Origin of the sequence: Brevibacillus sp. AG (assembly GCF_028369215.1) — a bacterium.
In the GTDB taxonomy this organism is placed as follows: domain Bacteria; phylum Bacillota; class Bacilli; order Brevibacillales; family Brevibacillaceae; genus Brevibacillus; species Brevibacillus porteri.
Window position 1 is genome coordinate 79,775 of the sequence record NZ_JAQMYO010000011.1, and the last position, 24,732, is coordinate 104,506.

Annotated in this window: 27 protein-coding genes and 1 riboswitch; of the genes, 26 read left to right on the forward strand and 1 reads right to left on the reverse strand. The window is 46.9% G+C overall.

Annotated features, from left to right (window positions below):
- Positions 1-26: 26 nt before the first annotated feature.
- The 7 genes from POF51_RS25280 to POF51_RS25310 all read left to right on the forward strand — a co-directional run bounded on the left by POF51_RS25280 (position 27) and on the right by POF51_RS25310 (position 5,960).
- Positions 27-770, forward strand: a complete 744-nt coding sequence (locus POF51_RS25280) for an IclR family transcriptional regulator (RefSeq protein WP_334312680.1) — start codon at positions 27-29, stop codon at positions 768-770.
- Positions 771-925: 155 nt separating this feature from the next.
- Entirely contained in the window at positions 926-1,282 is a 357-nt protein-coding gene (locus POF51_RS25285) for a hypothetical protein (RefSeq protein ID WP_271756288.1), read from the forward strand.
- 35 nt (positions 1,283-1,317) lie between these two features.
- Entirely contained in the window at positions 1,318-1,755 is a 438-nt protein-coding gene (locus POF51_RS25290; protein WP_069851789.1) for a hypothetical protein, read from the forward strand.
- Positions 1,756-1,759: 4 nt separating this feature from the next.
- The gene (locus tag POF51_RS25295; RefSeq protein WP_069851791.1) at positions 1,760-1,951 is read left to right on the forward strand and encodes a hypothetical protein; all 192 of its coding nucleotides are present in this window, start codon (positions 1,760-1,762) and stop codon (positions 1,949-1,951) included.
- A 219-nt stretch (positions 1,952-2,170) separates the two neighbouring features.
- Complete coding sequence (locus POF51_RS25300) at positions 2,171-3,700, forward strand: hypothetical protein (protein WP_271756289.1); 1,530 nt, start codon at positions 2,171-2,173, stop codon at positions 3,698-3,700.
- A gap of 21 nt (positions 3,701-3,721) precedes the next feature.
- A complete protein-coding gene (locus POF51_RS25305) occupies positions 3,722-4,267 on the forward strand; it encodes an RNA polymerase sigma factor (RefSeq protein ID WP_069851796.1) in 546 nt (181 codons plus the stop codon).
- Positions 4,251-5,960: a hypothetical protein gene (locus POF51_RS25310; RefSeq protein ID WP_271756290.1), complete on the forward strand. Its 1,710-nt coding sequence runs from the start codon at positions 4,251-4,253 to the stop codon at positions 5,958-5,960. The genes POF51_RS25305 and POF51_RS25310 overlap by 17 nt, the downstream gene beginning before the upstream one ends.
- A gap of 158 nt (positions 5,961-6,118) precedes the next feature.
- Here the strand turns inward: POF51_RS25310 and POF51_RS25315 are convergent, their stop codons facing one another.
- Positions 6,119-7,372 carry an ATP-binding protein gene (locus POF51_RS25315; protein WP_069851801.1) on the reverse strand — a complete coding sequence of 418 codons (1,254 nt, stop codon included), beginning with the start codon at positions 7,370-7,372 and terminating at the stop codon, positions 6,119-6,121.
- A gap of 202 nt (positions 7,373-7,574) precedes the next feature.
- A riboswitch (SAM riboswitch) is annotated at positions 7,575-7,694 on the forward strand.
- Positions 7,695-7,790: 96 nt separating this feature from the next.
- Between POF51_RS25315 and POF51_RS25320 the strand changes: the two genes are divergently transcribed.
- The 19 genes from POF51_RS25320 (at position 7,791) to POF51_RS25410 (ending at position 24,719) form a co-directional block, all read left to right on the forward strand.
- The gene (locus POF51_RS25320; RefSeq protein WP_069851895.1) at positions 7,791-8,810 is read left to right on the forward strand and encodes a sugar ABC transporter substrate-binding protein; all 1,020 of its coding nucleotides are present in this window, start codon (positions 7,791-7,793) and stop codon (positions 8,808-8,810) included.
- A 93-nt stretch (positions 8,811-8,903) separates the two neighbouring features.
- Entirely contained in the window at positions 8,904-10,394 is a 1,491-nt protein-coding gene (locus POF51_RS25325; protein WP_069851804.1) for a sugar ABC transporter ATP-binding protein, read from the forward strand.
- Between the two features lies 1 nt (position 10,395).
- The gene (locus tag POF51_RS25330) at positions 10,396-11,394 is read left to right on the forward strand and encodes an ABC transporter permease (protein WP_069851806.1); all 999 of its coding nucleotides are present in this window, start codon (positions 10,396-10,398) and stop codon (positions 11,392-11,394) included.
- Positions 11,395-11,539: 145 nt separating this feature from the next.
- Complete coding sequence (locus tag POF51_RS25335; RefSeq protein WP_069851809.1) at positions 11,540-12,724, forward strand: glycerate kinase family protein; 1,185 nt, start codon at positions 11,540-11,542, stop codon at positions 12,722-12,724.
- 56 nt (positions 12,725-12,780) lie between these two features.
- The gene (locus POF51_RS25340; protein ID WP_318533235.1) at positions 12,781-14,121 is read left to right on the forward strand and encodes an SLC13 family permease; all 1,341 of its coding nucleotides are present in this window, start codon (positions 12,781-12,783) and stop codon (positions 14,119-14,121) included.
- A 97-nt stretch (positions 14,122-14,218) separates the two neighbouring features.
- On the forward strand, positions 14,219-14,905 hold the full coding sequence (locus POF51_RS25345; RefSeq protein WP_069851814.1) for a response regulator transcription factor: 687 nt from the start codon (positions 14,219-14,221) through the stop codon (positions 14,903-14,905).
- A gap of 3 nt (positions 14,906-14,908) precedes the next feature.
- Positions 14,909-16,273 (forward strand): HAMP domain-containing sensor histidine kinase, encoded by a 1,365-nt coding sequence (locus POF51_RS25350; RefSeq protein ID WP_069851816.1) that lies wholly within the window; start codon positions 14,909-14,911, stop codon positions 16,271-16,273.
- 12 nt (positions 16,274-16,285) lie between these two features.
- Positions 16,286-17,158, forward strand: coding sequence for a PepSY domain-containing protein (locus POF51_RS25355; RefSeq protein WP_069851819.1), 873 nt, complete (start codon positions 16,286-16,288; stop codon positions 17,156-17,158).
- A 70-nt stretch (positions 17,159-17,228) separates the two neighbouring features.
- The gene (locus POF51_RS25360) at positions 17,229-18,767 is read left to right on the forward strand and encodes a YcdB/YcdC domain-containing protein (protein WP_069851821.1); all 1,539 of its coding nucleotides are present in this window, start codon (positions 17,229-17,231) and stop codon (positions 18,765-18,767) included.
- A 316-nt stretch (positions 18,768-19,083) separates the two neighbouring features.
- The gene (locus POF51_RS25365; RefSeq protein ID WP_069851824.1) at positions 19,084-19,413 is read left to right on the forward strand and encodes a DUF2085 domain-containing protein; all 330 of its coding nucleotides are present in this window, start codon (positions 19,084-19,086) and stop codon (positions 19,411-19,413) included.
- A 72-nt stretch (positions 19,414-19,485) separates the two neighbouring features.
- Positions 19,486-20,301 carry an alpha/beta fold hydrolase gene (locus POF51_RS25370; RefSeq protein ID WP_017251808.1) on the forward strand — a complete coding sequence of 272 codons (816 nt, stop codon included), beginning with the start codon at positions 19,486-19,488 and terminating at the stop codon, positions 20,299-20,301.
- 135 nt (positions 20,302-20,436) lie between these two features.
- Complete coding sequence (gene map, locus POF51_RS25375; RefSeq protein WP_069851830.1) at positions 20,437-21,180, forward strand: type I methionyl aminopeptidase; 744 nt, start codon at positions 20,437-20,439, stop codon at positions 21,178-21,180.
- A 123-nt stretch (positions 21,181-21,303) separates the two neighbouring features.
- Positions 21,304-21,861 (forward strand): DNA-3-methyladenine glycosylase I, encoded by a 558-nt coding sequence (locus tag POF51_RS25380; RefSeq protein ID WP_069851832.1) that lies wholly within the window; start codon positions 21,304-21,306, stop codon positions 21,859-21,861.
- Between the two features lie 28 nt (positions 21,862-21,889).
- Positions 21,890-22,366: a DinB family protein gene (locus tag POF51_RS25385; RefSeq protein WP_069851834.1), complete on the forward strand. Its 477-nt coding sequence runs from the start codon at positions 21,890-21,892 to the stop codon at positions 22,364-22,366.
- A 390-nt stretch (positions 22,367-22,756) separates the two neighbouring features.
- Positions 22,757-23,095 (forward strand): sigma factor-like helix-turn-helix DNA-binding protein, encoded by a 339-nt coding sequence (locus POF51_RS25390; protein ID WP_017251812.1) that lies wholly within the window; start codon positions 22,757-22,759, stop codon positions 23,093-23,095.
- Entirely contained in the window at positions 23,041-23,268 is a 228-nt protein-coding gene (locus tag POF51_RS25395; protein WP_017251813.1) for a hypothetical protein, read from the forward strand. Before POF51_RS25390 ends, POF51_RS25395 begins: the two co-directional genes overlap by 55 nt.
- Positions 23,265-23,462 (forward strand): hypothetical protein, encoded by a 198-nt coding sequence (locus POF51_RS25400; RefSeq protein ID WP_017251814.1) that lies wholly within the window; start codon positions 23,265-23,267, stop codon positions 23,460-23,462. The genes POF51_RS25395 and POF51_RS25400 overlap by 4 nt, the downstream gene beginning before the upstream one ends.
- A gap of 250 nt (positions 23,463-23,712) precedes the next feature.
- Positions 23,713-24,366, forward strand: coding sequence for a hypothetical protein (locus POF51_RS25405; RefSeq protein WP_069851837.1), 654 nt, complete (start codon positions 23,713-23,715; stop codon positions 24,364-24,366).
- Positions 24,367-24,554: 188 nt separating this feature from the next.
- Positions 24,555-24,719, forward strand: coding sequence for a hypothetical protein (locus POF51_RS25410; protein WP_020477556.1), 165 nt, complete (start codon positions 24,555-24,557; stop codon positions 24,717-24,719).
- Positions 24,720-24,732 lie beyond the last annotated feature (13 nt).

Genomic DNA, 24,732 nt, shown 5'->3' on the forward strand with positions numbered 1-24,732 from the left:
GATAGATAGAAAAGGGGGGGATGACCGTGATTCAATCGTTTGATCGAGCGATGGCGATTGCAACGGCACTTTCGTCGGAAGAACATAGAAAATGGTGGACGATCAATGATTTAGCGAAGGAATGCCAGCTCCCGGTCAGTACCATTTATCGACTGTTGTACACGTTGATGAAGCATGGACTGGTAGAGCAGGATGCTGCGACCAAGCAATATACATTGGGGATTAAATGGATGGAGTTCGGCTTACGCGTGCTCGATCGGATCGATTATCGGAAGGTGATCAAGCCGATGATCGAGGAGCTCGCCAGAGAAGTAAACGAAAGTGTTTATTTCAGTCAGCCTAGCGGACTTGAATCCATTGTTGTCGATCGCGTAGACAGTCAGCACAATATCCGCATATACGATCAGTTGGGCTTGCGGATTCCGATGCATATCGGTGCGGCCAATAAAGTTGTGCTGGCACATATGCCTGTGGAAGAAGCACGACAAACCGTAATCCAGCTCGTGGATGAAGAGCAGGTGCCTGCTTTTATGGAGAAGCTCCAGGAGATCAGAGCAGCTGGTCATGCGGTCAGCTTTGCGGAGCGGACGGAAAATACGGCGTCTGTCGCAGCACCGGTGATTGATTACACCCAAAAGGTAATCGGGGCGTTAAGCATTGGAATTGTTACGTATGATTTGAAGGAGGAACGACTCCAGTATTTGATTGAACGGGTAAAGGATGTCGCTCACAAAACCTCGCAACGGCTAGGCTGCCTGTCAAAGGCTTGACTGGCCTTTTTTTATGCTCTTTTTACCTTGTGCATTTTGTTAATAACACTAAATAAAATAACTGAAAAATTAATAAAAATTAAAATTATATTGACATCATTTATACATATAATGTAAAAATGTATTTGCATCAAATTTTGGGAGGTTTTTACATCGTGGGATTTTCATTTGAACGAGTGCGCGAAAGTGTATCTAGAGTTAAAGAGAGAGCAGAACGAACAGTTAGGGAAGCGACGGAGAAAGTAAAGGAGAAGGCAATCGAAAAAGGGAAAGAGGTGTTCCCTAACGATCCAAAAGCTGTTGGTAAAATAGTTGCCGAAAAAACTGCGCAAGGAATGGCAATGGGCGCTGTATTTGGCTCAACAGTCGGGGGAATGGGACAGGTAAATGAAGCTAAGTATAAAGGCACAGCAGGTGCTGTAGTTGGTGGACACTTGGGCGCTATTAGAGGATCAATAGAAGGCAATGTCCGATACGAAATTGGAAAAGCACTGTGGGGTAAAGGTGACTAATATTCAAGAAAAGAGGCAAGAAGGTAAGAAGTTATATGATAAAATCAATTGTGGTTTGTGAGGATACGACAAATAGTTATGAGCCCATTAATGCACAACGCCGCTTTTTTCCAGGGGTTCATGGCACTGTCCAAATTTTAGTTCGACTCTCTAAAATCGAGCAAGATTCCAATGTTACTTTTCAGTGGTATATATCAGGAGAGCCTGAGACACCACTTGCAACATACGTGGTAACAATGATACGAAATAGCAGTGCTGACAGATTTGCAGTTGGAGTATTAGATTTAGAGGCTTTACTAGTGTTGAACTCATTTGATATTTATCAAAAGTGGTTTGTTATAGTGAGTTATGAGGGTGAAACCTATCGTGAAGATTTCGAGTTGAGGAAATTTATTAACTATCTATCAAATGGATCGTATCCTGCTACCCAAAGAAATACGGTGAGTGCAACAAGAATTAACTGGAGGGGCTAGAAAAATGGCTTGGATTATTGCAACAGAGCTAATCAGAATTTTTTTTGCTTATGTAGGCGGCTATATAATTCTACTAGGATTGCAGACTTCCTATAAATGGGCAAATGGTAAAGAAGCCAAGCTTAGCTTTTCTCAAAAAATGATGGTTCTCACAATAGGTGTGGCTATCGATATCATTTTCAGATATGTTTTTTAATCATCAATCGAAATAAAGAAAAACTCGATCTTCCCAACAGTCTGGGGAAATCGAGTTTTTCTAGCTTCCGGGCCAATCACTAAGCCCCACCTTCCTACATTCAACTCAGAAAAATCCATTTGTTCCCTATGGAATTTTGGTTCACCTGTAACATTTCCCTTTTGCTTCCGACTATTGGGCTAAGAACGTAAAAAAGAGGAAGCCAGGAGGAAATTCAAAATGAAACCATACGCAACTAAAAAGCTGATGATCACAGTAGGAGCTGCTGCTTTGCTCTTCTCAAGCCCATTGTGGATTACGCAACCACAAGTATCTGTACAAGCCGCGGCAGTCAAATCGACACAACCCCAATTGAGCAAATTAGCCCAAAAAACCGTAGACAGGCTGAACAAACACTACCCGGAATTAAAAAATGCGGAAAAAACCATTTCGCGTAACAATCAGGAGCGAGATGTTTTCCACATCCAATTCCGCATCTTCAGCAACAAGGAGCGGACGGAAGTATCCCTGTATGCGGATGCCAAAATCGATGCAAACAACGGTATGCTGTTATTCTTCTCTGCACACGACATTCCCAAAAAGAAACCGACTGCACGTCCTACGGAAGCGATGGGAAAAGAAAAAGCGCCGAGTATTTTGAAGGATTTCATCGGTGACGCCATCAAGCAATACCAAATAGACGAGGTAACAGTTGATGGTGAGGGTGCAGAGGCCGTGGCAAATGTGCGTTTCGTTCGGGTTGTGAATCAGATTCCGGTAGAAGACGATCTTTACGTAGTAGGGATCAATGGAGTAGGCGAGCTAGACTATATAAACGCAGGAAACACAACAGGATTGCAGATGGACGCAAGTAAATTCGCCGCTCCGTCAGGGGTTAGGAATCCAGACGAATTCAGCAAACAATTAGAAGACATGCTCCACCTTCGCTATGAGCAAAAAGCAAGAGACATAAGCGCTGGCTTCCGCCCAGTCTACAGCCTGAATTTTTCCGGATATCTGGATGCACGATCAGGAGCCGAGGTAGAGTCCGGATGGACCAAGAAAAATAAGTACGGGAAACCAATTCCGATAACGCCTGGCAACCAGCGGGTCTTCGCCAAAACAAATGAGGAGATAGCCACCGCACTCTCCACTTTTATTCCATTGCCTGAAGGAATTGAGTTTAAAATAACCAAAGGTGCGCCAGTTCTCGAAGGGGAAAAGGAGTATGATGCCGTGGTTGGAAACAAAAAGTTCTCAGTGAGGATAGTGAATGATCAGATTGCGTACTTCCATGTAGTTGAAAACCCACCAAAGCAGAAAGTGATTACAGAGGCAGCTGCCGAGGAAAAAGCAGTGGTGTTTCTGCAACCGTTTGTAGAAGCAGAGGTAACGGAGCTAGTACCACAAATGGAGCTGGTACCACAAATGAATAACAGAGAAGCAGGCAAGCAAACGTTTCTATTTTCCCCTGTACACCAAGGGATTATGGTTGAGGGACAGGGCTATTCAGTAAAAGTTGACATGCATACGGGAGACATTGTATCCGCCAGTTTACCAATAACTACTGGTAAATTATCCTATGATGATGCCTCAAATGTCGTAGGGCCCGAGCAAGCCGTACAAGCATTGTTGAAAGCTAATCCGCTTACACTGCGCTACGTGTTTCCTTCCCTTAACGGACGGTACCAGGGAACACCTGTCCTTGTTTATGAGCCGAAAGAAAGAAACGGAAAGGTTGACGCGGTTACAGGTCAATTTATCAAGTAGGGAGCAGGGAGAGGAAATCCAGTGCAGGACACAGTCGATTACGAAGCGCGGATTAAAGCGATCTATCGCGAGCATTACCGTGATGTCTATCAATATCTCTACTACTTTACGGGGAAGCGTGAGCATGCGGAGGATTTGACACAGGAAGTGTTTATCCGGGTCTTGGACGCTTTGGCCAGATATGAAGAGCGTTCCAGTGTGAAGACATGGATTTTGCATATTGCCAAGCATGTCGCCATCGATGATTACCGGAAGAGACGGGTGCAAACGCTTTTTGGCATGGATTTGTTAAAAGGGCTGCCTTCTCTTCTGGGAAGGCCGGAAGCGGAGCTGGCTTCCAAGGAAGAACAGCTGGAAATTGAGCAGGCGATGCAGAAAATGAAGACGCATCATCGGAATGTACTGATTTTGCGTGGCATCAAGGCCTACAGTATTCGGGAAACGGCAGAAATCCTCGGGACAAGCGAAGCCAAGGTCCGCGTAGATTTTCATCGGGCAACAAAAGAACTCAAAAAAGTTTTGCATGTCGATTGGATAGGAGGGTTGGCCAATGAATACTCCAAATGACGAGCAATTCTTCGCGGCTCTTCCTCGGTCAAAGGATGCGGAACCAAGGAGCGAATTCGTAGAAGCGCTGGAAGCAAAGCTGGTGCAACGGGCACGCACCAAAACGAATCGTCCGAAAAGAATCGTCCTCAAGCTGGCAACATGGACAGTTTCCGCTGCGACGGTGGCAGCAGCAGTATGGATGATGGGGGTAACCCCGGAGATATTCAAGCAATCTCGGTTTGAATCACAAGCGCATCTGGTACCCCGCTCCTTCTCATCGACAGAAATAACAGAAAGCGAGCTAAGCCAAGCGGCGATTAGAACGTTGGAAAAGCTGTACGAGAAATATCCTCCTTTTCGGGAAGCGGAAAAGAGGGTCTACGTAACCAAAGCTCCTCGCGAGGTGTACAACATAGATTTTCGCACGTTCAGCAACAAAGATCGAACAGAAGTGTCGCTATATGCCAGAGCGAAATTGGACGCCAAAAGCGGACTCTTGCTCGGGTTCGACCTGGAAAAGATTCCAGGGCAAGAGAAAGTCGAAGGAGTGCCTTCCAAGGAGAGAATAGAGCGACAGGCGAAGGCATTTATGGAACCGTTTCTGGGCAAAAATCTGGAACAGTATCGGATCGAACAAGTAGATGGGCAAGAGGGAGCAGATACCGTTTCGCATGAAGCCGTCCGATTGCAACGCTACGTGAATGACGTGCAGGTAGAGGGAGATAACTATGGGATCGGCATGAGCGATGCCGGGCATATTCGCTATGTCAATTCAGGGGATTCAACGGGAATGAATTTGGACACCGGGCAGTTTCCTTCAATTGCTGAGCGGCCTTCTCGTAAGAAAACGGAGAGCGGACTTGCAGAAGTCATGCAACTGACGTATCAGCGAGGCGGGAAGAAGGACGTGGACTACGTTCTTCGTTATACGGAAAACTTCTCCGGGTATCTCGACGCTCGTACTGGCAAGGAAGTGAAAACGACCTTGTGGCGCGGGGATTCGTTTCGCGACAGTATTGCCGTCAATCCCGGAGGCAAGAAGACAATGGTTGCATCGGCAAAAGAGGCTGCGGCCGCCATGGAGTTCTTCGGTCAGAAGGTGGAGGGCTTCACATTTACCGGGAGTAATGTGCCCGATTATATGATGGGAGACAACGAACGGGAATACCAGGCCAAAAAAGGAGAGCGATTCATGAAGCTGACTACTGTCAACAATCGGGCAGCAGCGTTCAAGATATCTTATCCGGAGCTGCGAGAAGGTGATCAGACACTTGCCGTCGCAGAATTGCAGGAGCGAGCGATCTTGTTTTTGGAGCCGTATCTGGATTCACGGGTGAAGACTGTTCGGATGCAGGAGCAAATTTATGTGATGGGCAGACAGGTTGAATTGAAATTTGTCCGAGAAGTAAACGGCGTAATGGTGCCGGATCAGTATTATAAGGTCACGATCGACGGGCAGACAGGAGAAATTATCGGGGTGAATTTAACATTCCCGCATAAGCAGGAGACCTTCCCAGATGCGTCCAAGGTGATTTCAGCAGAAGAGGCGGCGCGGGTTTATCTCCAACATAAATCACTCAGTCCCCGTTATCTATTCCCGCTTGAAAACAATAGGATTCAAGAGCAACCGGTCTTGGTCTATTCGGCGGAGATACTGAAAAGCAACGGGGATGTGGATGCCATTACGGGAGAATGGCTACCATTCCAATAAAGAGAGACACCAGGGGGAAACTCCTGGTGTTTTGTTTTGCGTAATGTCTTCCCGGAAATTGCATAGTAAAGCGTGAGGGGAAGGGCAACCGACCGTCATTTGCATCATTATCGATCGAATGGAAAAAGGCACAGTTCCTCTGCAAAACCTGCATGCAGCTACTGTGCCTTATACGGAAGCATAATGGTGAACTTGGTTCCTACTCGTGGCTTGCTTGATACATTGACCGTTCCGCCAATTGCATGAATGACATGATAGGAATACGTCAAACCAAGACCAGTTCCAGTTGTTTTCGTAGAAAAGTAAATCGTTCCGAGACGGCTGATCTGTCCTGCATCCATGCCGACACCGTTATCCTTGATGACCAACAGTGCTTTGTTTCGCTCGATGAGCAAGTCCAGGGAGACTTTTCCGTCCGAAATATCCGAGCACGCCTCGATGGCATTTTTGATGAAATTCACCAACACTTGCTTGAACTCGTCTGGATTGGCCTTGATCGTCACAGGTCTCTCAAAGTCTTGCAGCGTAAGCTCTACGTTGTGCATATTGGCAAAAGGGAGCATCACTTCGCGGATGGCATGCAGATGCTCGCTAACATTAATGATCTCATGTCGTTCCTTGAGCGGCTTGGAAATCGCAAGGTATTCGGTCAAAATGGCTTCTGTCCGTTGGATCTCGTCGAGACTGATGCGAATGTATTGATCGATTTTCACCAAATTTTCCGGGGATTCCTGTATTAATTTCAAAAAGCCTTTGACAGCTGTCAGCGGATTGCGAACCTCGTGTGCGAGCGATGCAGCAACATGGCTCATCGTTTGGATTTTTTCGTTTTGCGCGTGGCGAATAAACAGCTCCTTATCCGAAACACATTTGCTGAAAAGCGACATTAACAACCAGAGGCCGAAAAAGTTCTGAATAGGAATCACTATGGTGTAGTAAACGAGGTGTTGAGTTACATACGTGGGAAAAAAGTAATAAGTAGTCCCTAAAGCAACCGTAGAAAAAATCGCACTCGTCATAAAAAGATACAGTGTTTTCCGATAACTGGCTTTGTAGTGTCGATACAAAAAGAGTGACAAGACAAAATTGACTGTAAGAATCAGCAGCGCAACCCATGTTCCTTCTCCACCTAGGTAGTACCGATAAACCAAGGCTTCAATCAGAAGGAGCAAGGCAATCTCGATTCCGCCATAAACCAGTCCGAAAAGAATGATGACATGTCGGATATCAAAAAACATGCCATTGGTGACACTAGGGGCGAAGGTCATCGCGAGAAACATGCAGGCTGAGCTGGTGATGACAATAAAGGAACGGCTGTAGTTCCTCATTTTGTCACGGTAATAGATGTTGAAAAACACAAACGGGATAATGGCGAAAAACCATTGAAGAATAACTTCTTTTAATAGACTCATGTAGCATCCCCATCGCAAATATTTGCTAGGCTTGTATCAATCTACGATAATTCGACAAGACACAACAAAATCCCTCTTGTTGTTACAGAAGAAACTGGAATATTTATCAAGAAAATTCTTTCGGTAAACCTAGTTGACAGATAGGTAATTGCCAGATTATATTCTGTATATACTTATACAAACGTTTCGAAAATAGAAACTACTCTTATCAAGAGATGGCTGAGGGAATGGCCCTATGAAGCCCGGCAACCTAGCACGAGAGATTGTGTTCTTTCGAGCCAAGGTGCTAACTCCAACAGGTAGAATACCTGACAGATAAGAGGCGAGAATCTTGTCGATTTTTGTCCTCTTTCTCTGTGAAAGAGGATTTTTTGCTTTTATCATCTGTTTTCAAAGAGAAAAAGGGGGAACATTTGCGATGAAAAAGAAACTGGGATTACTGACTTCACTTATTGTGGCTGCGTCCGTTCTCGTTACGGCATGCGGCGGAGGAACAAGCACCGGAACCGGTAGCACGAACCAGTCAGGTGGGGAGAACGCGAAGAGAATCGCATTAATCATGCGTCAAAACGTAGGAACGTTCTCCGCACAATACATCAATGGTGTGAAGACAGAGGTGGAGAAAAACGGCGGTGAGTTGACCGTATTCAACGCGGATACCGATCTGGCAAAAATGGCGTCCAACCTCGATGCGGCTGTGAATCAAAAGTTTGATGGCATTCTGATCGACCATGGTACGGCAGAAGCGTTGCAGCAGGGTACGCAAAAGGCCGTGGATAAAAAAATTCCGGTTGTCCTGTTTGATACAGACATCAACATTCCGGGTGTGCCAGTTGTGGCGCAGGATGACAACAAGTTGGCAGAGCTGAGCCTGGAGAAGCTGGCTGCAGATACAAATGGCAAAGGCAGCATCGTAAAAATTTGGGTAGCTGGCTTTGCGCCTATGGAAAAACGCCAAGTGACGTATGAAGCTTTCCAGAAGAAATACCCGGACATCAAAGAGATTGCTGCATTCGGTTCTGCTACCAATAATACGGCACTCGATACACAAACCCAGATGGAAGCGATCTTGAAAAAGTATCCCAACAAAGGCGACATCACAGCAGTATGGGCGGCTTGGGATGAATTTGCCAAAGGGGCGACACGTGCCATCCAGCAAGCAGGCCGTACGGAAATCAAAGTATACTCCATCGATTTGAGCGATGAGGATCTGCAAATGATTCAGACGGAAAACTCTCCGTGGACAGCGACGGCAGCGGTAGACCCATCCAATATCGGGCGCATCCATGCCCAAACCGTGTTCCAAAAAATCAAAGGCGAGCAAGTGCCAGACAACGTGAAGCTGAATCCAGTGCTGGTGAAACAGGAAGACCTGCCGAAGGATAAGAAAGTAACGATGGGCGACCTGTCCCAATACGTACAAGAGTGGGGCAAGTAAGAACCAAATTGGCTTTTCCCGTTGATCTGTATCCGTCAACGGGATTTTTCCTTATAGAGGTTGGAACACGCAGGTAAACAGGAGGTGTGAAAAATGTCCACATTGCAGATGAAAGGGATGGCGAAGCAGTTTTCTGGGGTTCCTGCCCTGCGATCCGTCGATTTTGAGGTGCGCGCTGGAGAGGTTCATGCACTTCTCGGTGCTAATGGTGCGGGAAAGAGTACCCTGATCAAAATTCTCACGGGAGCGTATCAGGCAGATGGAGGTACGATCACCATCGATGGACAGGCCGTGTCGATTCAATCCCCGCAGGACGCCAAAGCACAGGGCATTCAATGTGTATATCAGGAAGTGGACACCGCCTTGATCCCGTATTTGAGCGTTGCCGAAAACATATTGGCGGGCCAGCTCGTCCAGGCGAAAACCAAGGGACTAATCAACTGGCAGAGCTTGTACAACGAATCGGAGCGGATTTTAAAAAACTTCGGCTTCTCTATTCCGGTGAGGATGCTCGTCGAAGAATGTACGCTGTCGGAAAAGCAATTGATTTTGATTGCACGGGCTACCGTTCAAAAGGCGAAGTACGTCATTTTCGATGAACCGACAGCGCCGTTGAGCACAAAGGAGAGCGAACGGCTGTTTCAAATCATTGCACAGTTGAAAAATGCTGGAGTCGGGATCATTTATATCTCCCACAGGTTGCCAGAAATCTTTGAAATCTGTGATCGGATCACCATCATGCGCGATGGACAGCATGTCGTGACCACAGACACGGCGAAGACCAATATGGACGAAGTGATCGCGAACATGCTGGGCAAAAGCTTTGACGAGGAGTTCCCGAAGATGGAAGTGCCGATTGGCGAAACGATTTTTGAGGCGGCAGGTGTGGCTGGTGGCAAAGTACGCGGAGTCGACCTGCGAGTTCACGAGGGAGAGATCGTGGGTGTCGTCGGTCTGGTTGGGGCAGGGAAGACTGAGCTCGCCCGATTGCTCTTCGGTGCGGATGGGGCAAAGGCCGGTGCCATTCGATTGCATGGAACACGTATCCAACTGCGCTCGCCAAAAGACGCCGTCGATGCAGGGATCGTACTCGTCCCGGAGGAAAGGCGCAAAGAAGGAATTTTCGTAGAGGAGTCGGTACAGAACAACCTGTCTGTCGCCTCGTTGAAAAAGAAGTCCTGGCTCGGTTTTATCAAAAGAGGGACGGAAGCGGCTAACGCAAGAGAGCTGGTGCAGCGCCTTGGTGTAAAAACAGCCGATATCAAGCAGCTGGTCGGTTTTCTCAGCGGCGGAAACCAGCAAAAAGTCGCTATCGGCAAATGGCTGGATACAAACGCTCACCTCTTTATGTTTGACGAGCCGACAAAAGGGGTGGATATCGGCGCGAAAAGCGATATTTACCGTCTGATCGGAAATCTCGCTGAGCAGAAAAAGGGCGTTCTGTATTTCTCCTGTGAGTTTCAGGAAGTCATCGGGATCGCAGACCGGATTCTCGTCATGTTCGAGGGCAAAATCGTGAAGGAATTGAGTCGCGAGGAAGCAACACAAGAGCTGATTATGTACTACGCAAGCGGAGGTGAATAACGTGGCAGATAAAAAGTTTAGCTTATTTGATTTTGTTTATAAATACGGAACGGTTGCCGTCATTGTCATTGTCATGTTGTTATTCAGTTTGACCAACCCGTATTTCTTCACGTACGACAACTTGACGGACATTCTTCGCTCCATCTCGATTGTGACATTTGTCGCGATTGGCGTTACGTTCTCGCTGATTGTCGGAGGCTTTGACTTGTCTGTAGGATCGACGGTTTCATTGACCACAGTCGTTTCTGCTTCGATGATGGTTTGGTATGAACAAGGAGTCTTTACGACACTGGTGGTTCCGATTGTACTCAGCTTGCTCGTCGGGCTGGTCAACGCCTTCCTGGTCGTGAAAATCCGCATTCCTGATTTGCTGGCTACGCTGGCGATGCTCTACATCGTCAACGGTATTCATATGACGTATTCCCAAGGCTACTCGATCTACGCAAACATGCCGATGCAGGACGGCTCACAGGCTCCGGGAAAATTCCAGGAATGGTTCCTCTGGCTGGGCCAAGGAGAAATTCTCTCTGTACCGGTTCCCGTTATCCTGACCTTTTTACTTGTCGCGATCACGCATGTGTACTTGACCTATACGAGACAGGGACGGATGCTGTACATGACAGGCGGCAATTTGGAAGCAGCTCGTCTGTCGGGGATTCCTGTGAATCGCTATCGTACCTTGGCTTATGTGTTCTCCGCTCTTTTTGCAGGCTTGGGTGGGATGCTCTTGGCAGCGCGGATCGGTACCGGGCAGGTGAGTAGTGGCGGCTCCATGCTGATGGATGCAGTAGCGGCTGCTTTCGTAGGATTCTCCGTATTCGGTGCAGGAAAGCCAAACGTATTCGGTACATTTGTGGGAGCCATCCTGATCGGGGTGCTGCTCAACGGCATGACGATGCTCAATCTGCCGTATTACGCTTACGATATTATTAAGGGGACGGTTTTGGCGCTCGCCTTGGCTGTGACCTATTATCAACTGCGCAGAAAACGAAACGCTTAGAATCGTAAGGTTTCTTCTTGCTTTTCTCTCATCATTTTCTCATCTTCCTATTATTCCCTTCTCTTTTTTGAAGCTTAGTATTGGTCTTACTCAAGTGAGACCAATGCGAAAGCAAATTCAAATAAAGAGAAGGGATGTTGTTTTTATGCGTATACTCGTTGTGCCTTCGGGCTTTAAGGAAAGTTTAGATGCCGAGCAAGCAGCGGAGTGCATGAAAGAAGGAATTCTGCGCGTACTCCCGCTCTCCCAAGTACAGACACTGCCGATGGTGGACGGAGGAGAAGGCTTTACAAAAGCGATTGTGAAAATTTCGAATGGCTCGATTATCGAGAGGGAAGTAACTGGCCCCGTAGGAGAAAAGGTTCCTTCCCATTTCGGGATATTCGGATCAAAGACGACAGGTCAAACGGCTGTGATTGAGATGGCGGCAGGAGCGGGACTGCGACTGGTTCCAAGAAGCTTGCGTGATCCGCGCAAAACGACGACACATGGCGTCGGTGAATTGATCAAAGCGGCGCTGGACATGGGGGCAGATCGTATTTTGCTAGGCTGCGGCGATTCCGGTACTTCCGATGGCGGGGCAGGCATGGCGCAAGCACTTGGCGCGAAATTTTTGGATGCAAGTGGTCAAGAAATCCGTATTGAAGGCGGAATCTCGCTGGCAAAAGTAACGAAAATCGATGTTTCCGGCATGGACAAAAGACTCAAGCAGGTGCAAATCGATGTGGCTTGCAATTGGTTTAACAAGCTGTGTGGGGAAAACGGAGTCGCTCGCGTGTTTGGCCCGCAAAAGGGAGCAACACCGGAGCAAGTGGTTGAGCTGGAAGAAGCACTTGAACAATTCGCGGCTATCATCGAGCGAGACTTCGGTATCGACGTCAGAGAGATGCCGGGCAGTGGTGCATCGGGTGGCTTGGGTGCCGGACTGCATGCGCTGACGGGTGCGAATCTGTATCCACGCTACGATATCATCATGAAGTACATTGATTTGGATCGGATGCTTCAAGAGACAGACCTTGTATTTACGGCGGAAGGCAGCATTGATTTTCAAACACCGCGAGGAAAAATTCCCGTGGAAGTGGCAAAGCGAGCGAAAAAGCATGCCCTGCCGGTAGTGGCTTTAGTTGGGACTGTTGGCAAAGGTGCCCGACTCAATTATGAGCACGGAATTGATGCGTACACGAGTATTTTGCCGATGCCGTCTACGCTGGAGGAAGCGTTCATGCATGCGCAGAAATGGCTGACTGATTGCTCGGAAAGCTCCATGAGAACCATCATGGTGGGCCTGCAGCTCGCAAATCGTTTAATGGCGAAGGAGCAAGTATCGTGATTGCACAGACTGTTGCAAAGGAAAGACCTGCCTGGGTCCTTCCAATTGTCCTAATTATGTTCGTTGAATTATTGCTCATGCTGCCGTCTTCCCTGACATTTGAAGCCAAATGGAGCTTGTTCTGTTTCTGTGTCGCTGTGATCCTGTGGACGACAACCTCGCTGAACTCTGCCTATGTAGCGATAGGCTCCGTATTACTCCTCGTCGTGACAGGAACGGCTGACCAGGAAATTTTGTTCGACTCGCTCGCCTCCGATGTCATTTGGTTAATGATTGGCTCGTTCATTCTCGGCGGTGCTCTTCAAGTGACAGGCTTGGCAGGCAAACTCACAGATCTCGTCGTGAGCAAGGCAAAGAACGTCAAAAGCTTGTTTTGGCTCTTGACGATCGTCGTTCAATTTCTCGCTTTCTTTATCCCATCTACTTCTGGACGCGCAGCGGTGCTACTGCCTGTTTTCCACTCGCTGACCTCAGAAATCGGGAACAAGCAAATCACGAAAGCCATGGCGATCCTGATTCCGACGATTATTTTAGTATCGACGAGCTCCACTATGATCGGAGCGGGCTCCCATTTTATCGCACTCGATATGCTGAAGGAGTTCAATGGGGAAGGGATTAGCTTCGCGGAGTGGCTGCTGTGGGGACTGCCGTTCGGGGTAGTGGCCAGCATCGTTACTTGCCGGATTGTTCTGGCTCTATTTCTCACCAAAGAAGAGATGCAGCGCCCACTCGCGAGCAAAAAGCTTTCCCTCACCTTGTCCCGCAATGAAAAATATACGGTTGCTGTGATTGGGGCGATGGTCATTTTCTGGCTGACAGAGCGTTTTCACGGAATCGAGATTGCTACCACGACAGTCGTCGGCGCCTTTCTTTTGACACTCCCCAATGTGGGCGTCATGAAGTGGAAGGATGGCGTTCAGTCTGTCTCATGGAACCTGATTCTGTTTGTAGGGGCAGCCATTGCACTCGGAAAGTCGTTATTGGAGAGCGGCGCAGCAGAGTGGATCATGAAGAAGCTGTTCACGATTACCGAGCAGCTGGAAGGGGAATCGTCGCTGTTGATCATTGTGGTCATTACTTTGCTGACACTGACCTCCCATCTGTACATTACATCGCATACAACGAGAGCCGTCATTCTTGTTCCGCCGCTTCTCTACTTTGCGAGTAGCCTCGATTTAAATGAAGTGACCGTGTTGTTCGTAGGAATCGTCGGCATGAACTACTGCCTGACCTTCCCTGTCAGCTCCAAAGCATTGCTCATGTTCCAGGAAAGCGGCAAGGAGACCTTTTTGCCTAAGGATTTGCTGCGATTGAGCTTGTACGCAGGTGCGGCCCACGCGATCCTGATGGTCGTCTTTTATTACGCGTACTGGCAGTGGGTGGGGTTATCGATATAAGTAAAAAATTATATCTTTCGTACGGATTGCTCTTTGATCCACAGCCAATATTTGCTAAACTCAACTGGATAATGGATGCAAGGCTTAGGAGGATTACATGTCGGAGCGAATATTAATTGTGGAAGATGAAGAGAAAATTGCTCGTGTGATTCAATTAGAGCTGGAATACGAAGGATACGAAAGCGAGATCGCCAAAACAGGGCTCGAGGCGCTGGAACAATACAATCAAGGCGAATGGAACTTGATTTTGCTCGATGTACTGCTGCCAGGTTTGTCAGGTATAGAAGTGCTTCGTCGGATTCGGGTAAAGGACTCCGCGACGCCAGTCATTTTGTTGACGGCCCGAAATGCTGTCGTGGACAAAGTAAATGGACTCGATCAAGGCGCGAACGACTACATCACGAAACCTTTTGAAATCGAGGAACTGCTGGCTCGCATCCGTTCCTGCCTCCGCTTGTCCCAAATGACGAGGAAAGTAGAAGCCAGCTCCAAAGTAGAAGTAGCGGATTTAAGCCTAGATGAAAAATCCCGGGAAGTGACGAGAGGTTCCAGTCAGATCGAGCTGACGCCGCGTGAATTCGATTTGTTGCTTTATCTGATGCAGAATAAAAACCAAGTTCTGAATCGTGAACAGATTCTAACACACGTATGGGGATTTGATTATTTCGGAGATACAAATGTCGTTGACGTGTATATCCGATACTTGCGTAAAAAGGTGGACCAAGGGTATGAAACCCCGCTTTTGCATACAGTACGAGGCGTTGGTTATATGCTGAAGGGGTAGATTATGAAAATCAAAAATAAAATTCATTTGTTCTCCACGGTCGCACTCTTGCTCCTGTTGCTCATGGTCAACAGCTTCATTTACTTCATGTTCTACAAAGTGACAACAGACGGAGAGCTGGACCGTTTGCAGCGAGAAGTTCTGCATATCCAGAGTGGACTCAATCAGATCGGTGTAGAAAGTTTCGACCCTGCCACGCTGCTGCAGCCGTATTTGCCGTCGAACGGGATGATCCGGATTATCGACCAGCAATCGCGGGCCATCGTCACGCAGGAAGTAGACAGCACGCAGCCAATCCCGGCACCGCAGCCCATCTTTGATAGAAAAGCGAGTGACGGTGTCTTCGATGTCAACGGAGCGAAATACGCGTACGTCAAGGTCCCGATCATTTGGACGAATGGAAAAATTGTCACGTTAGAAGTCATTGAAAGTATTGCGGGTTTGCAAGAAAATTTGAGCCTGCTGCAAAACGTTCTGCTATTTGCTTCGCTGTTTGTGCTGATTCCTGCTTTTTTTGCCGGACGCATGTTGAGCAATCTGATTTTGCGACCAGTCAACTCGATGATTCAAACGATGGAAGACATTCAAGCGCGCAGTATTTTTAAGAAAATACCTCTTGAGCACACATCCAAAGATGAATTGCACGCGTTAGGAAGTACCTTTAACAAGATGATGGATTTATTACAGCAAAACTTCGAGAAGCAGCAGCAGTTCGTCTCAGATGCTTCCCATGAATTGAAAACGCCGCTGACTGTAGTAGAAAGCTATGCGAAGCTATTGAAGCGTTGGGGAACGAAAAAGCCGGAGGTTCTGGCAGAGTCGGTGGAAGCGATCTATTCGGAAGCCGTGCGAATGAAGGATATGACCAATCAAATGCTTCTTCTCGCCAACAATAGCGCCGAATGGAATCTGGATGTCAAAGAAATCGACTTGATCCCAATGTGCCAAACGACCATTGCACAATTGACCAATGCGTATGGCAGGTCCTTTCAACTGAGCGCAAACCATGAATCGGTTCCTGTAATGGCCGATGAACAAAAACTAAAACAAGTGCTCGTCGTTTTACTCGACAATGCGATGAAATACAGCTCGAATGAAATGGAAGTGGATGTAGGGATTCAAGGAGATCGTCCATTTTTCTCAGTGAAGGATTACGGAATGGGGATTCCCGAGGAAGATTTGCAGCATGTTTTTGATCGTTTCTTCCGTGTAGACAAAGCCCGCAGCCGCGAAACAGGGGGCGTAGGACTCGGTCTTTCCATTGCCAAACAGATCGTCGATGCCCATCAAGGCGATATTGCACTCGATAGTGAAGAAGGGAAATGGACGCTCGTGACCGTTTTTCTGCCGGGGCAGGCTAAGAAATAGCAGGAGGTACGTATGAATAAAAAATGGAAAATAGGGCTGCTGGCGAGTTTTCTGTTGGTCACTACGGCATTTGGCATGCAACGGATCTTCGCGAGTATGGATTTGCAGTCCTTGTCAGAGGAGGAAGTCAAACAGATCGTGACGACCCGCTACCCGGGAAAGATTGAATCGATCTCCATGACGGATGTAGGGGAAAACAGTATTTACAATCTCCAACTCCTTAATGAGCGCGGAACATATAGTGTGATGGTACATGCATATACGGGCGAAATTATTGATTTGAAGGAGCTCTCCTTGGTCGCAGCCACTGCGCAGCCGAAGGCAAACGAAACGGCGACGAAACCAACGCAGCCGGGTTCAAATCCGACAGCTAGCACAGCGCCGCAACCGAATAACGGCGGGAAGGATGCTTCAGGCAGCGCGACCAAGCCAGCAGGGACGGGGACGGTGGGGACTGTTGCGTCAGGTAAACAACAGCCAGCTACAACCCAAACCCAAACACAGCAGCCGAAACCGAATCAAAGCGTGAAACCACCAGCACAGCCACAGACCAAAATTACCGAACAGCAAGCGAAACAGATTGCGACGGAAAGAACAAGTGGCGGCAAGATCGATGATGTTGATCTAATCGAGACAAAGAGTGGAGCAGTCTATCGGGTAATCACGAAAAAAGACTCCAAAACGGTAGATGTACGTATACATGCCATTACCGGAAAAGTGCTTTCGACGACCACCATTGATAATAGCTCTACCGATGATGATGACGATGATGATCCGACACCAGCCGATAAAAATGGTAGTGCTCCGGCGGATACCTCTTCAAGTGATGACACGAGCACCTTCGATACCGACGACGATGAACTGGATGATGGTGATGATGATTAAGATATAGCATTCAAACAGAGAAAGTCGTCAGTGTCTGCATTGACGGTTTTTTCGTTCGGGAGGAAAAGAGATGGTGACATATCCGACAGAAGCGGTTCGCCTGACGATGGAGAAATGGTTTGCTATGTTTCCCGGTATGCGTGAATTGTCTCAGCAGCGAATCAAAACGCGCGATAACTGGAGAACTTGGGAGATAAAATTAGGTCATGAGCGTACAAAGCTGGAAATCGACAAAAAAACGGGTTATATAACGGAGTTTCGTTTGGAGGATGAAATTCATCAAGATTCGGTTGCTTCTGGAGTGCCAATCGATGCCGAGACAGCAACGCAGCGTATCATAGAAGTTGCAGAAGCACTGTATGGCGACCATCTGAGTGGGATGGTGAGAGATGGTATGGCGAGCTTGTCGGAGTATCGTGAAGAAAAGAATTGGAAACTTTCTTATCGTTATTGTTTTCACGACAATCCGCTTGCCAGCGTGTATCTGTTTATTACGTTAGACGAGTGGGGGAACTTGACTGACATCTACTACCGAGGATTTCATGATTTTGATCCGAAAAACAAGCCCTCCAAGCCAGAAGTAATAACGAAAGAGGAGGCGAAACAAGTATATTTTGCTCTCTATCAGGAAAATTTGATGCTCGCCTGCGACGAACAGGAAGAAGGGATACTCCAGTATCTCCCTGATGAGCCACCGATGGCCTATGCGGTTGTTCATGCCGAGACAGGGCAAATCACCAAGACCGTGATAGGAGGTAGACACCCTAAGGAAAAACACTCAGAGGTCATTCCAGTAGTAACCCAAGGAAAATCTCTAATTTTTTCAAACGTGCAAGAGATTGAGTTGTGGGTGAAGGAATCTTTTCAAATTGATGTAATCGAAGCGGATATCAAAAGAGAAACGCTTGTGACACCGAACGAGGATGGGGTCACTTATAATCCTAGGAGCGGTTATTTCAAACATATTGATGCTGCGAAAAAGCCGGACTGGCCTTCTACGATCCATTACTTCTGGTCGCTGCCAGAAGCAGAAGACGCGGAAACTGTCTACGATCCTGATTTTGTATGCGTGACTCTCAATCGCCAGACCAACGAGCTACTTGCCTTTACGTTTAATCAAAAAATGAAGTATATAGCGCCGCGGATGTCTGACCGCGATGCTCTGCGAATAGCCACACGCTATTTGGAAACATACATCGAGCAGGGAATTACCGAGTTGCACTATTATGAATTATGTTATTTACGTGGCACGGGAAATACGTATTACTTCTATGAGCGACGAAATGGTATCGTTTTAACAAATCGGATGTACTCCGTGAAAGTTAATCCTTGGACGGGCCAAGTAACGGGTTTTTACAAGCATGATGTACGTAAAAATAAAATAATTCCCGATCCGGGCTCGTGTGTGTCTCTTAGGGAAGCTGCGGAGAGCTTCATGAGCTTGTATGACGTGGAGCTGGAATATGTGCAAGTGGAGGACAGAAATACAAGTAGAAGGGAAAAGTCTCCTGTTCCGTTCCCGGTCTATCAGCTCAAATACGCACGCACAGAGCGATATCAATATTTAGATGCCGTAACCAATCAATTTAAGCCCCGGACCCGGACGTAATGCAAAGTGAAACGGCTGATACTCTTTCACGTAGAAAGAAAAGAAGGGAGAGGATGTATCTGTTTTTTCTTGGATTAACGGTTTGCATGATCGCATGGATAGCGGGAGGCGTATTTCTATACCAAGGTGATTATGTAATGGGCGCAGTCTTGATCGGAATCGGTCTTCTTCTTTTTATTTGCATGATCATCTTCTATCGTAAGAAACGTAAGAGTTGTTCGTTAGATTGCAACTATATTCCAGCTGATTGTCCTGTTCCAGATTGCGGTATACCTGATTGTGATTGCAAGCCAGATTGCTCACATTGAGGTGGCTAATGAAGATCAATACGCAGTGGATTCCATGTCATCGGCGCGCAGATCGATCCTTCTATATAGCGGGTAAAAAAATGCCGCTATGTGCCAGATGTGTTTCGACATTGGCTGGATACTTGATCGCGCCAGTTTTTGCAGGGATGCATCTCGTGACCTCTTACTATTTGATTGGATTGCTTTTACTGCCAATGCTCATTGACGGCTTTACCCAACAATGGAAGTGGCGGACAAGCAATAACAAGCTCCGATTTTTAACAGGGTTTAGTTTTGGTGTCGGACAGTCGTTACTCATTTCCAATCTCGTTTGGTTTTTGGTTGAGAGACTCAGGTGATTAAATTTCAATATTATGGTAATCCTTTCACCTGGGACATCCCTCCTATATAATACTGGTGGGGGGATATTAGTGATCCATTATAAGACATACATACGTGGTGAAGATTGCGAATGGGTGACTTTTGTCCATGGGGCAGGGGGCAGCTCATCGATTTGGTATAAACAACTGAAGGCATACAAAGAGAATTTCAATGTTCTTCTAGTAGATATGCGTGGTCACGGAAAATCTAAAAACATCCCAGGCAAGCTGTTCAAAACATACACCTTTGATGATGTCAGCAGAGATATCATTGAGGTTTTGGATCATGTAAAAATCACTTCCACCCATTTTGTGGGGATTTCCTTGGGGACGATCATTGTGCAGATTATTTCGGAGCAGGCCCCAGAGAGAATGCGCTCGATGGTTTTGGCAGGAGCTGTGACGCACATGAACGTGCGGTCGCGGGTGCTAATCACACTGGGGAATATGGTCAAACATTTCATCCCGTACATGTGGCTGTATCGACTGTTTGCATGGGTGATTATGCCGAGCAAGCGTCATAAAGAATCGCGCTCGTTGTTTATCCGCGAAGCCAAAAAGCTTTGTCAAAAAGAATTCAAGAGATGGTTCAAGCTGACAAAAGGCATTAATCGATTCCTAGGAACCCTCTTTGATAAAGAGCCTCCCATCCCTACCTTGTTCATTATGGGTGACGAAGACCATATGTTTTTGCCGTTCGTCCAGATGCGTGTGAAAAAAAGACAATTTGCACAGTTGAGTCTAGTCGCTGACTGCGGTCATGTCGTCAATGTCGATCAGCCGGAAGAATTTAACCGAATCTCCATCGGGTTTATTCAAAAGCAGTCGACAATAGCGCAAGGAATGTATGTATGGAATCCAGCATAGCTTCGTAAGATAAGAGCCGCAGAGGATGCTTCTGGGGTTCTTTGTTTTTTCTTCGGTTGCGATTGGCGAAGAAAAATGTTCCAATGTGAGTATGAATATGGGAAATAATTATATTTGTAGACAGGAGGGAGACACATGTCGATTCAAAATGAACATGATTTGCTGTGCTTGAAACGGATCGGTAATATTGTGGCAGAGGCAAGAGAGACGATGATTAGGGCCGTGCGAGCAGGTGTGACTACAAAAGAACTCGACCAGATTGGCGGAGAGATCTTGGCAAAGTACGGAGCACGGTCTGCACCGAATATCACCTATGATTTTCCAGGGCATACATGCATCAGCGTCAATCACATTGTTGCGCATGGCATCCCTGATGATACCGTCCTGCAAAATGGCGATATCATCAATATTGATGTCTCGGCAGAGCTGGATGGATACTTTGCCGATACAGGTGCTTCTATCGTGGTAGGAGAAGGCGAGCCTGAAAAGCAATCCTTATGCCAATGCGCCGAGGAGTCGTTGTATAAGGCATTGGATGCGGTAAAGGCGGGATCGAAGCTAAGCCAGATTGGTCGCGTTGTTCACCAGGAGGCCAGGAAAAAAGGCTTTACAGTCGTCAAAAACCTTACGGGTCATGGCATCGGCAAAAGCTTGCATGAAGAGCCTGCTTACATTTTGAATTACTATGACAAAAAGGATAGACGCTTGCTCACAGAAGGTCTCGTGTTGGCGGTTGAAACATTTATTTCAACGGGGACGGAATATGTGGAGGATGGCAGGGACGGTTGGGCGATCATTACGCCTGATAAGAGTTATGTAGCTCAATACGAGCACACCATCGTTATAACGAAGGGGAAGCCAATTATTTTAACAGCTTGATTGCAGGGAGACCTCAGATTGATGAGGTCTTTTTTTGTGAAGAAAAACTTGCAGAATAGCCAATGATTGTATATTCTTTATATAGGAATGTATGTTCGTATTATGTAAAGGAGGTTTCTTTCCATGAATCGGTGCGGCTGGGTGAATCAAGACCCTATCTATATGGATTATCACGATCACGAGTGGGGAGTTCCTGTCTATGAAGATCGTTTGCTCTTTGAATATTTGAATTTGGAAGGCGCTCAAGCCGGACTGAGCTGGTACACGATCTTGAAGAAGCGGGAAAATTATCGAAGAGCGTTTGATAATTTTGAAGCGGAGAAAATCGTTCAATACGATGAAGCCAAGATCGAGCAATTGCTGACAGATGAAGGCATCGTTCGAAACAGGCTGAAGATTCGCGGCGTCGTGAAGAACGCCCACGCGTATTTGCGGGTTGTGGAGGAGTTTGGGTCCTTTAGCAGCTATATTTGGTCGTTTGTAGGCGGGAAGCCGATTCATAATCATTTTCAGGAAATGAAGGATGTGCCTGCTTCTACCGAAATCAGCGACAAGATGAGCAAGGACTTGAAGAAGCGGGGTTTTACGTTTGTCGGTTCAACCATTTGCTACGCCTTTATGCAAGCAGTCGGCATGGTCAATGATCACGTAGCGACATGTGATCTCTATCAAAAAAACTAGGACGAGCTTATGGAGAGGGGAGAATGGCATGAACGAAAATGATCTCTTACTCTTAAACTTTGAGGAAGTAAGACGTAGAAGCATCAAAGTTTGGAAGGCAATTCCTAAAGAAATGCTGAACTGGAAGCCTGACGATAAAGCGTTCACGTGCGGGGAAATGATTCGCCATGTCATCGAGGGTGAGTTTTTGTATCACCAGATTTTGATCCAGCGGGGAAGCGCCGCTTTGTCTACTATCCCCAATCCGTATGAAACCAAAGAGTTTTCGACCGTAGAAGAAGATTTGGCCTTTGCGAAGCCGTATCGAGAAGAATTTCTCCGCTTCGTCAGAGGGTTGTCCAAGCGCGATCTGGAGAGTGTCCGCATCGATCGATCCGATGTAGGCTATGTCCGCACGCTTGGAGACATGTTGCTGCGAATCGCCTATCATGAGTCTGTACATACCGGTCAACTGTTAGATTATATGCGAACGATGGGTGTTGAACGTCCGAATATATGGGATTAAATGAGTGCGAAAGATAGAAAAGCAGGCAAGCTCTTCTGTTGTGAATGCGAGAGGGGCTTGCTTTTTTATTTAAAAAAAAGTCCTTCTTCATTTAAGCTGTTTCTTGCGTGATGGGCAGATAAAACTCAAAAGTATGAGAATTATGTACTTTTAAAGAGTAGGGACATCAGTTGTGTAAGGATAATTTCATACTTCTACACAGGCACGATCTCCACTTGAGATCGTGTTTTTTGATGTCTTTTTTGAAGTTTTTGCAAAGAATCGACCAAAAAATTATCTCCAAAAATCTGGTGGAAAGAACTTGAACTTATTACCATAGTATGAGATACTTGTACTACAAAGAGAACGAACGTTCCTATTTCCGGATGAAAAAGACAGAAGGTGAAGCATGTGACAGATGAGCAGTTGAAAGAGCATTGCAGAAAAGTGCTCAAGAGGATTGCTTGGCGATTGCAGTACGCTGCCAAGAAGCGTTTGTACAGGGAGACGGTGATCAAAGAGGGGATGCGGGGAACGGAAGCGATCGAGGACAACCTGTCGCACCTGTATGTTCAGGAGGTGTTGATGCAACTCCCAGAAAAAGCCCGAATCATTATCAAGCATGTCGTCCTTCAAGGAATGACAGAAGAACAGGTAGCCAAAAAACTGAATATGACCAGACAAGGAGTGAGTAAATGCAAAAACAAATATTTGCGCCAATTGGCCGAGAAGCTGACTCGTTCAGCCTGACCCTCCAAAAAGCACAGTCAGGGGATAATCGGGCTGTACTGACGATCCTCGACTTTCTGCTTCCCGACATGGAGTACCTTGCTTCCTTTATCAAACTACCTCGCGAAGAGAGCATGCAAGAAATGAAAACCGCGATGCTCGAAGCGATCCGCAGTGGAGAAGTGATGCTATGATGACGATTGATTACGTTCAGGTTCTCGCGGTTGTCGTGTGCTTCCTTGCTTTAATCGTCACGTTTAAGCAGGTAGATTTGCAGATTCGGATTAATAATCTGTTCAACCTGCAATTAAAGGCAAACAAAGAGAAAAAGAAAGAGCAACTGGAACAAAAAAAGGAGACTCCGACTGACGATCGGAATCCCCATTAAAGGCTTGGGGCAAAGAATACAACTGGTGAGTATCCTCTTTGCCCTCTTTCATTATACAAGAAAATGTCTATGCAAAGGAGATACGTACGAAATGATAGAAGCAGCATTAATCGGAGCAGCTGTCTTATTGATCGGAGTCATTATCGGACAGATCGGTTTGTCTCAAAGATTAAGAAAAGGCGCAAGAGTCAACGAAAACCGTTAAGCAATCATTTGGACTTCATATATATGACCGAGGGGGAATAGTGCCTTGATCAGCAAAGATGTTTTCATGGAAGCAGTATGCGAGGTGTGTCCGGCGACGTGCTGGGGAAAGAAATCACATTGCCAGGTTCATGATAAGCACGTAGGAAAAATCGATTCTTGCCCGGAGTGGGACAAGTACATGCGGGATCAAGAGGCAAAGGGGCAGAAAAAGACAGTATCCGCTAGAAAAGAAGGCTTCGTCCGGCTGAGTGAGCAAGCACCCATCGTAGATTTTCTACAAAAGGCCGAAGAAGAAATTCGCGACTACAATTATATGCAAATCGAGATCGTGCGCATCCAGCGGTTTTTGCGTGAAGCAGGGGAAGGAATGGTCGCACAGTACGGACTGGATGCAGGGATGCCGAAAGGAAAAGGCAGCAATGGAGATAAGACGCACGCAGAGGTTGCACGCCGGGAGCGGAAATGGAAGAGGCTGCAAAATCTGCAGGATAAAATCGAGCGGATCAACCAAGCGGTCGAGACGATTCCGGGGGAGCAGGAACGCTTGATAGTCGAAGCTTTGCTGGATGGCGATAAGAACAATCTGATTGCTAAAGAAATCGGCGTGTCCCGACAGCGGTATTATGAAATCAAGCGCAGTGCCGTGATGAAGATGGCATGGGCGATGTATGGCGATCAGGCTCTGCAGACTGGATAATGAAAACAGAACCCGGCTTACTAAACGAGAAGCTGTCTGATAAAGACAGCTTCTTTTCATTTTCACAAGCATGTTGAATCTGACAAAGGTTGACACTTCCTGACACATCGGGTCATTTTCCCAGTTTTTCCTCCAGTTCGGTTATACTTGAGTCAAGCGAAACAAGTAAGAGAGATACGAGCCATCCGATGAAGCTGTCGGGTGGCTTTTTATGTACGCCGACGACTCAAATGTTCGGCGAGCGGGGAAAACGGCGATTGGCGCCACACGATGGCGAGTTCAAAGCTATAGGCTACTCGCTCCCTGCTCGGCGGGCATTTGCCGTGAATGCCTTGCCAAATGAAGTGAAATAGTGGGGGGAAGAGT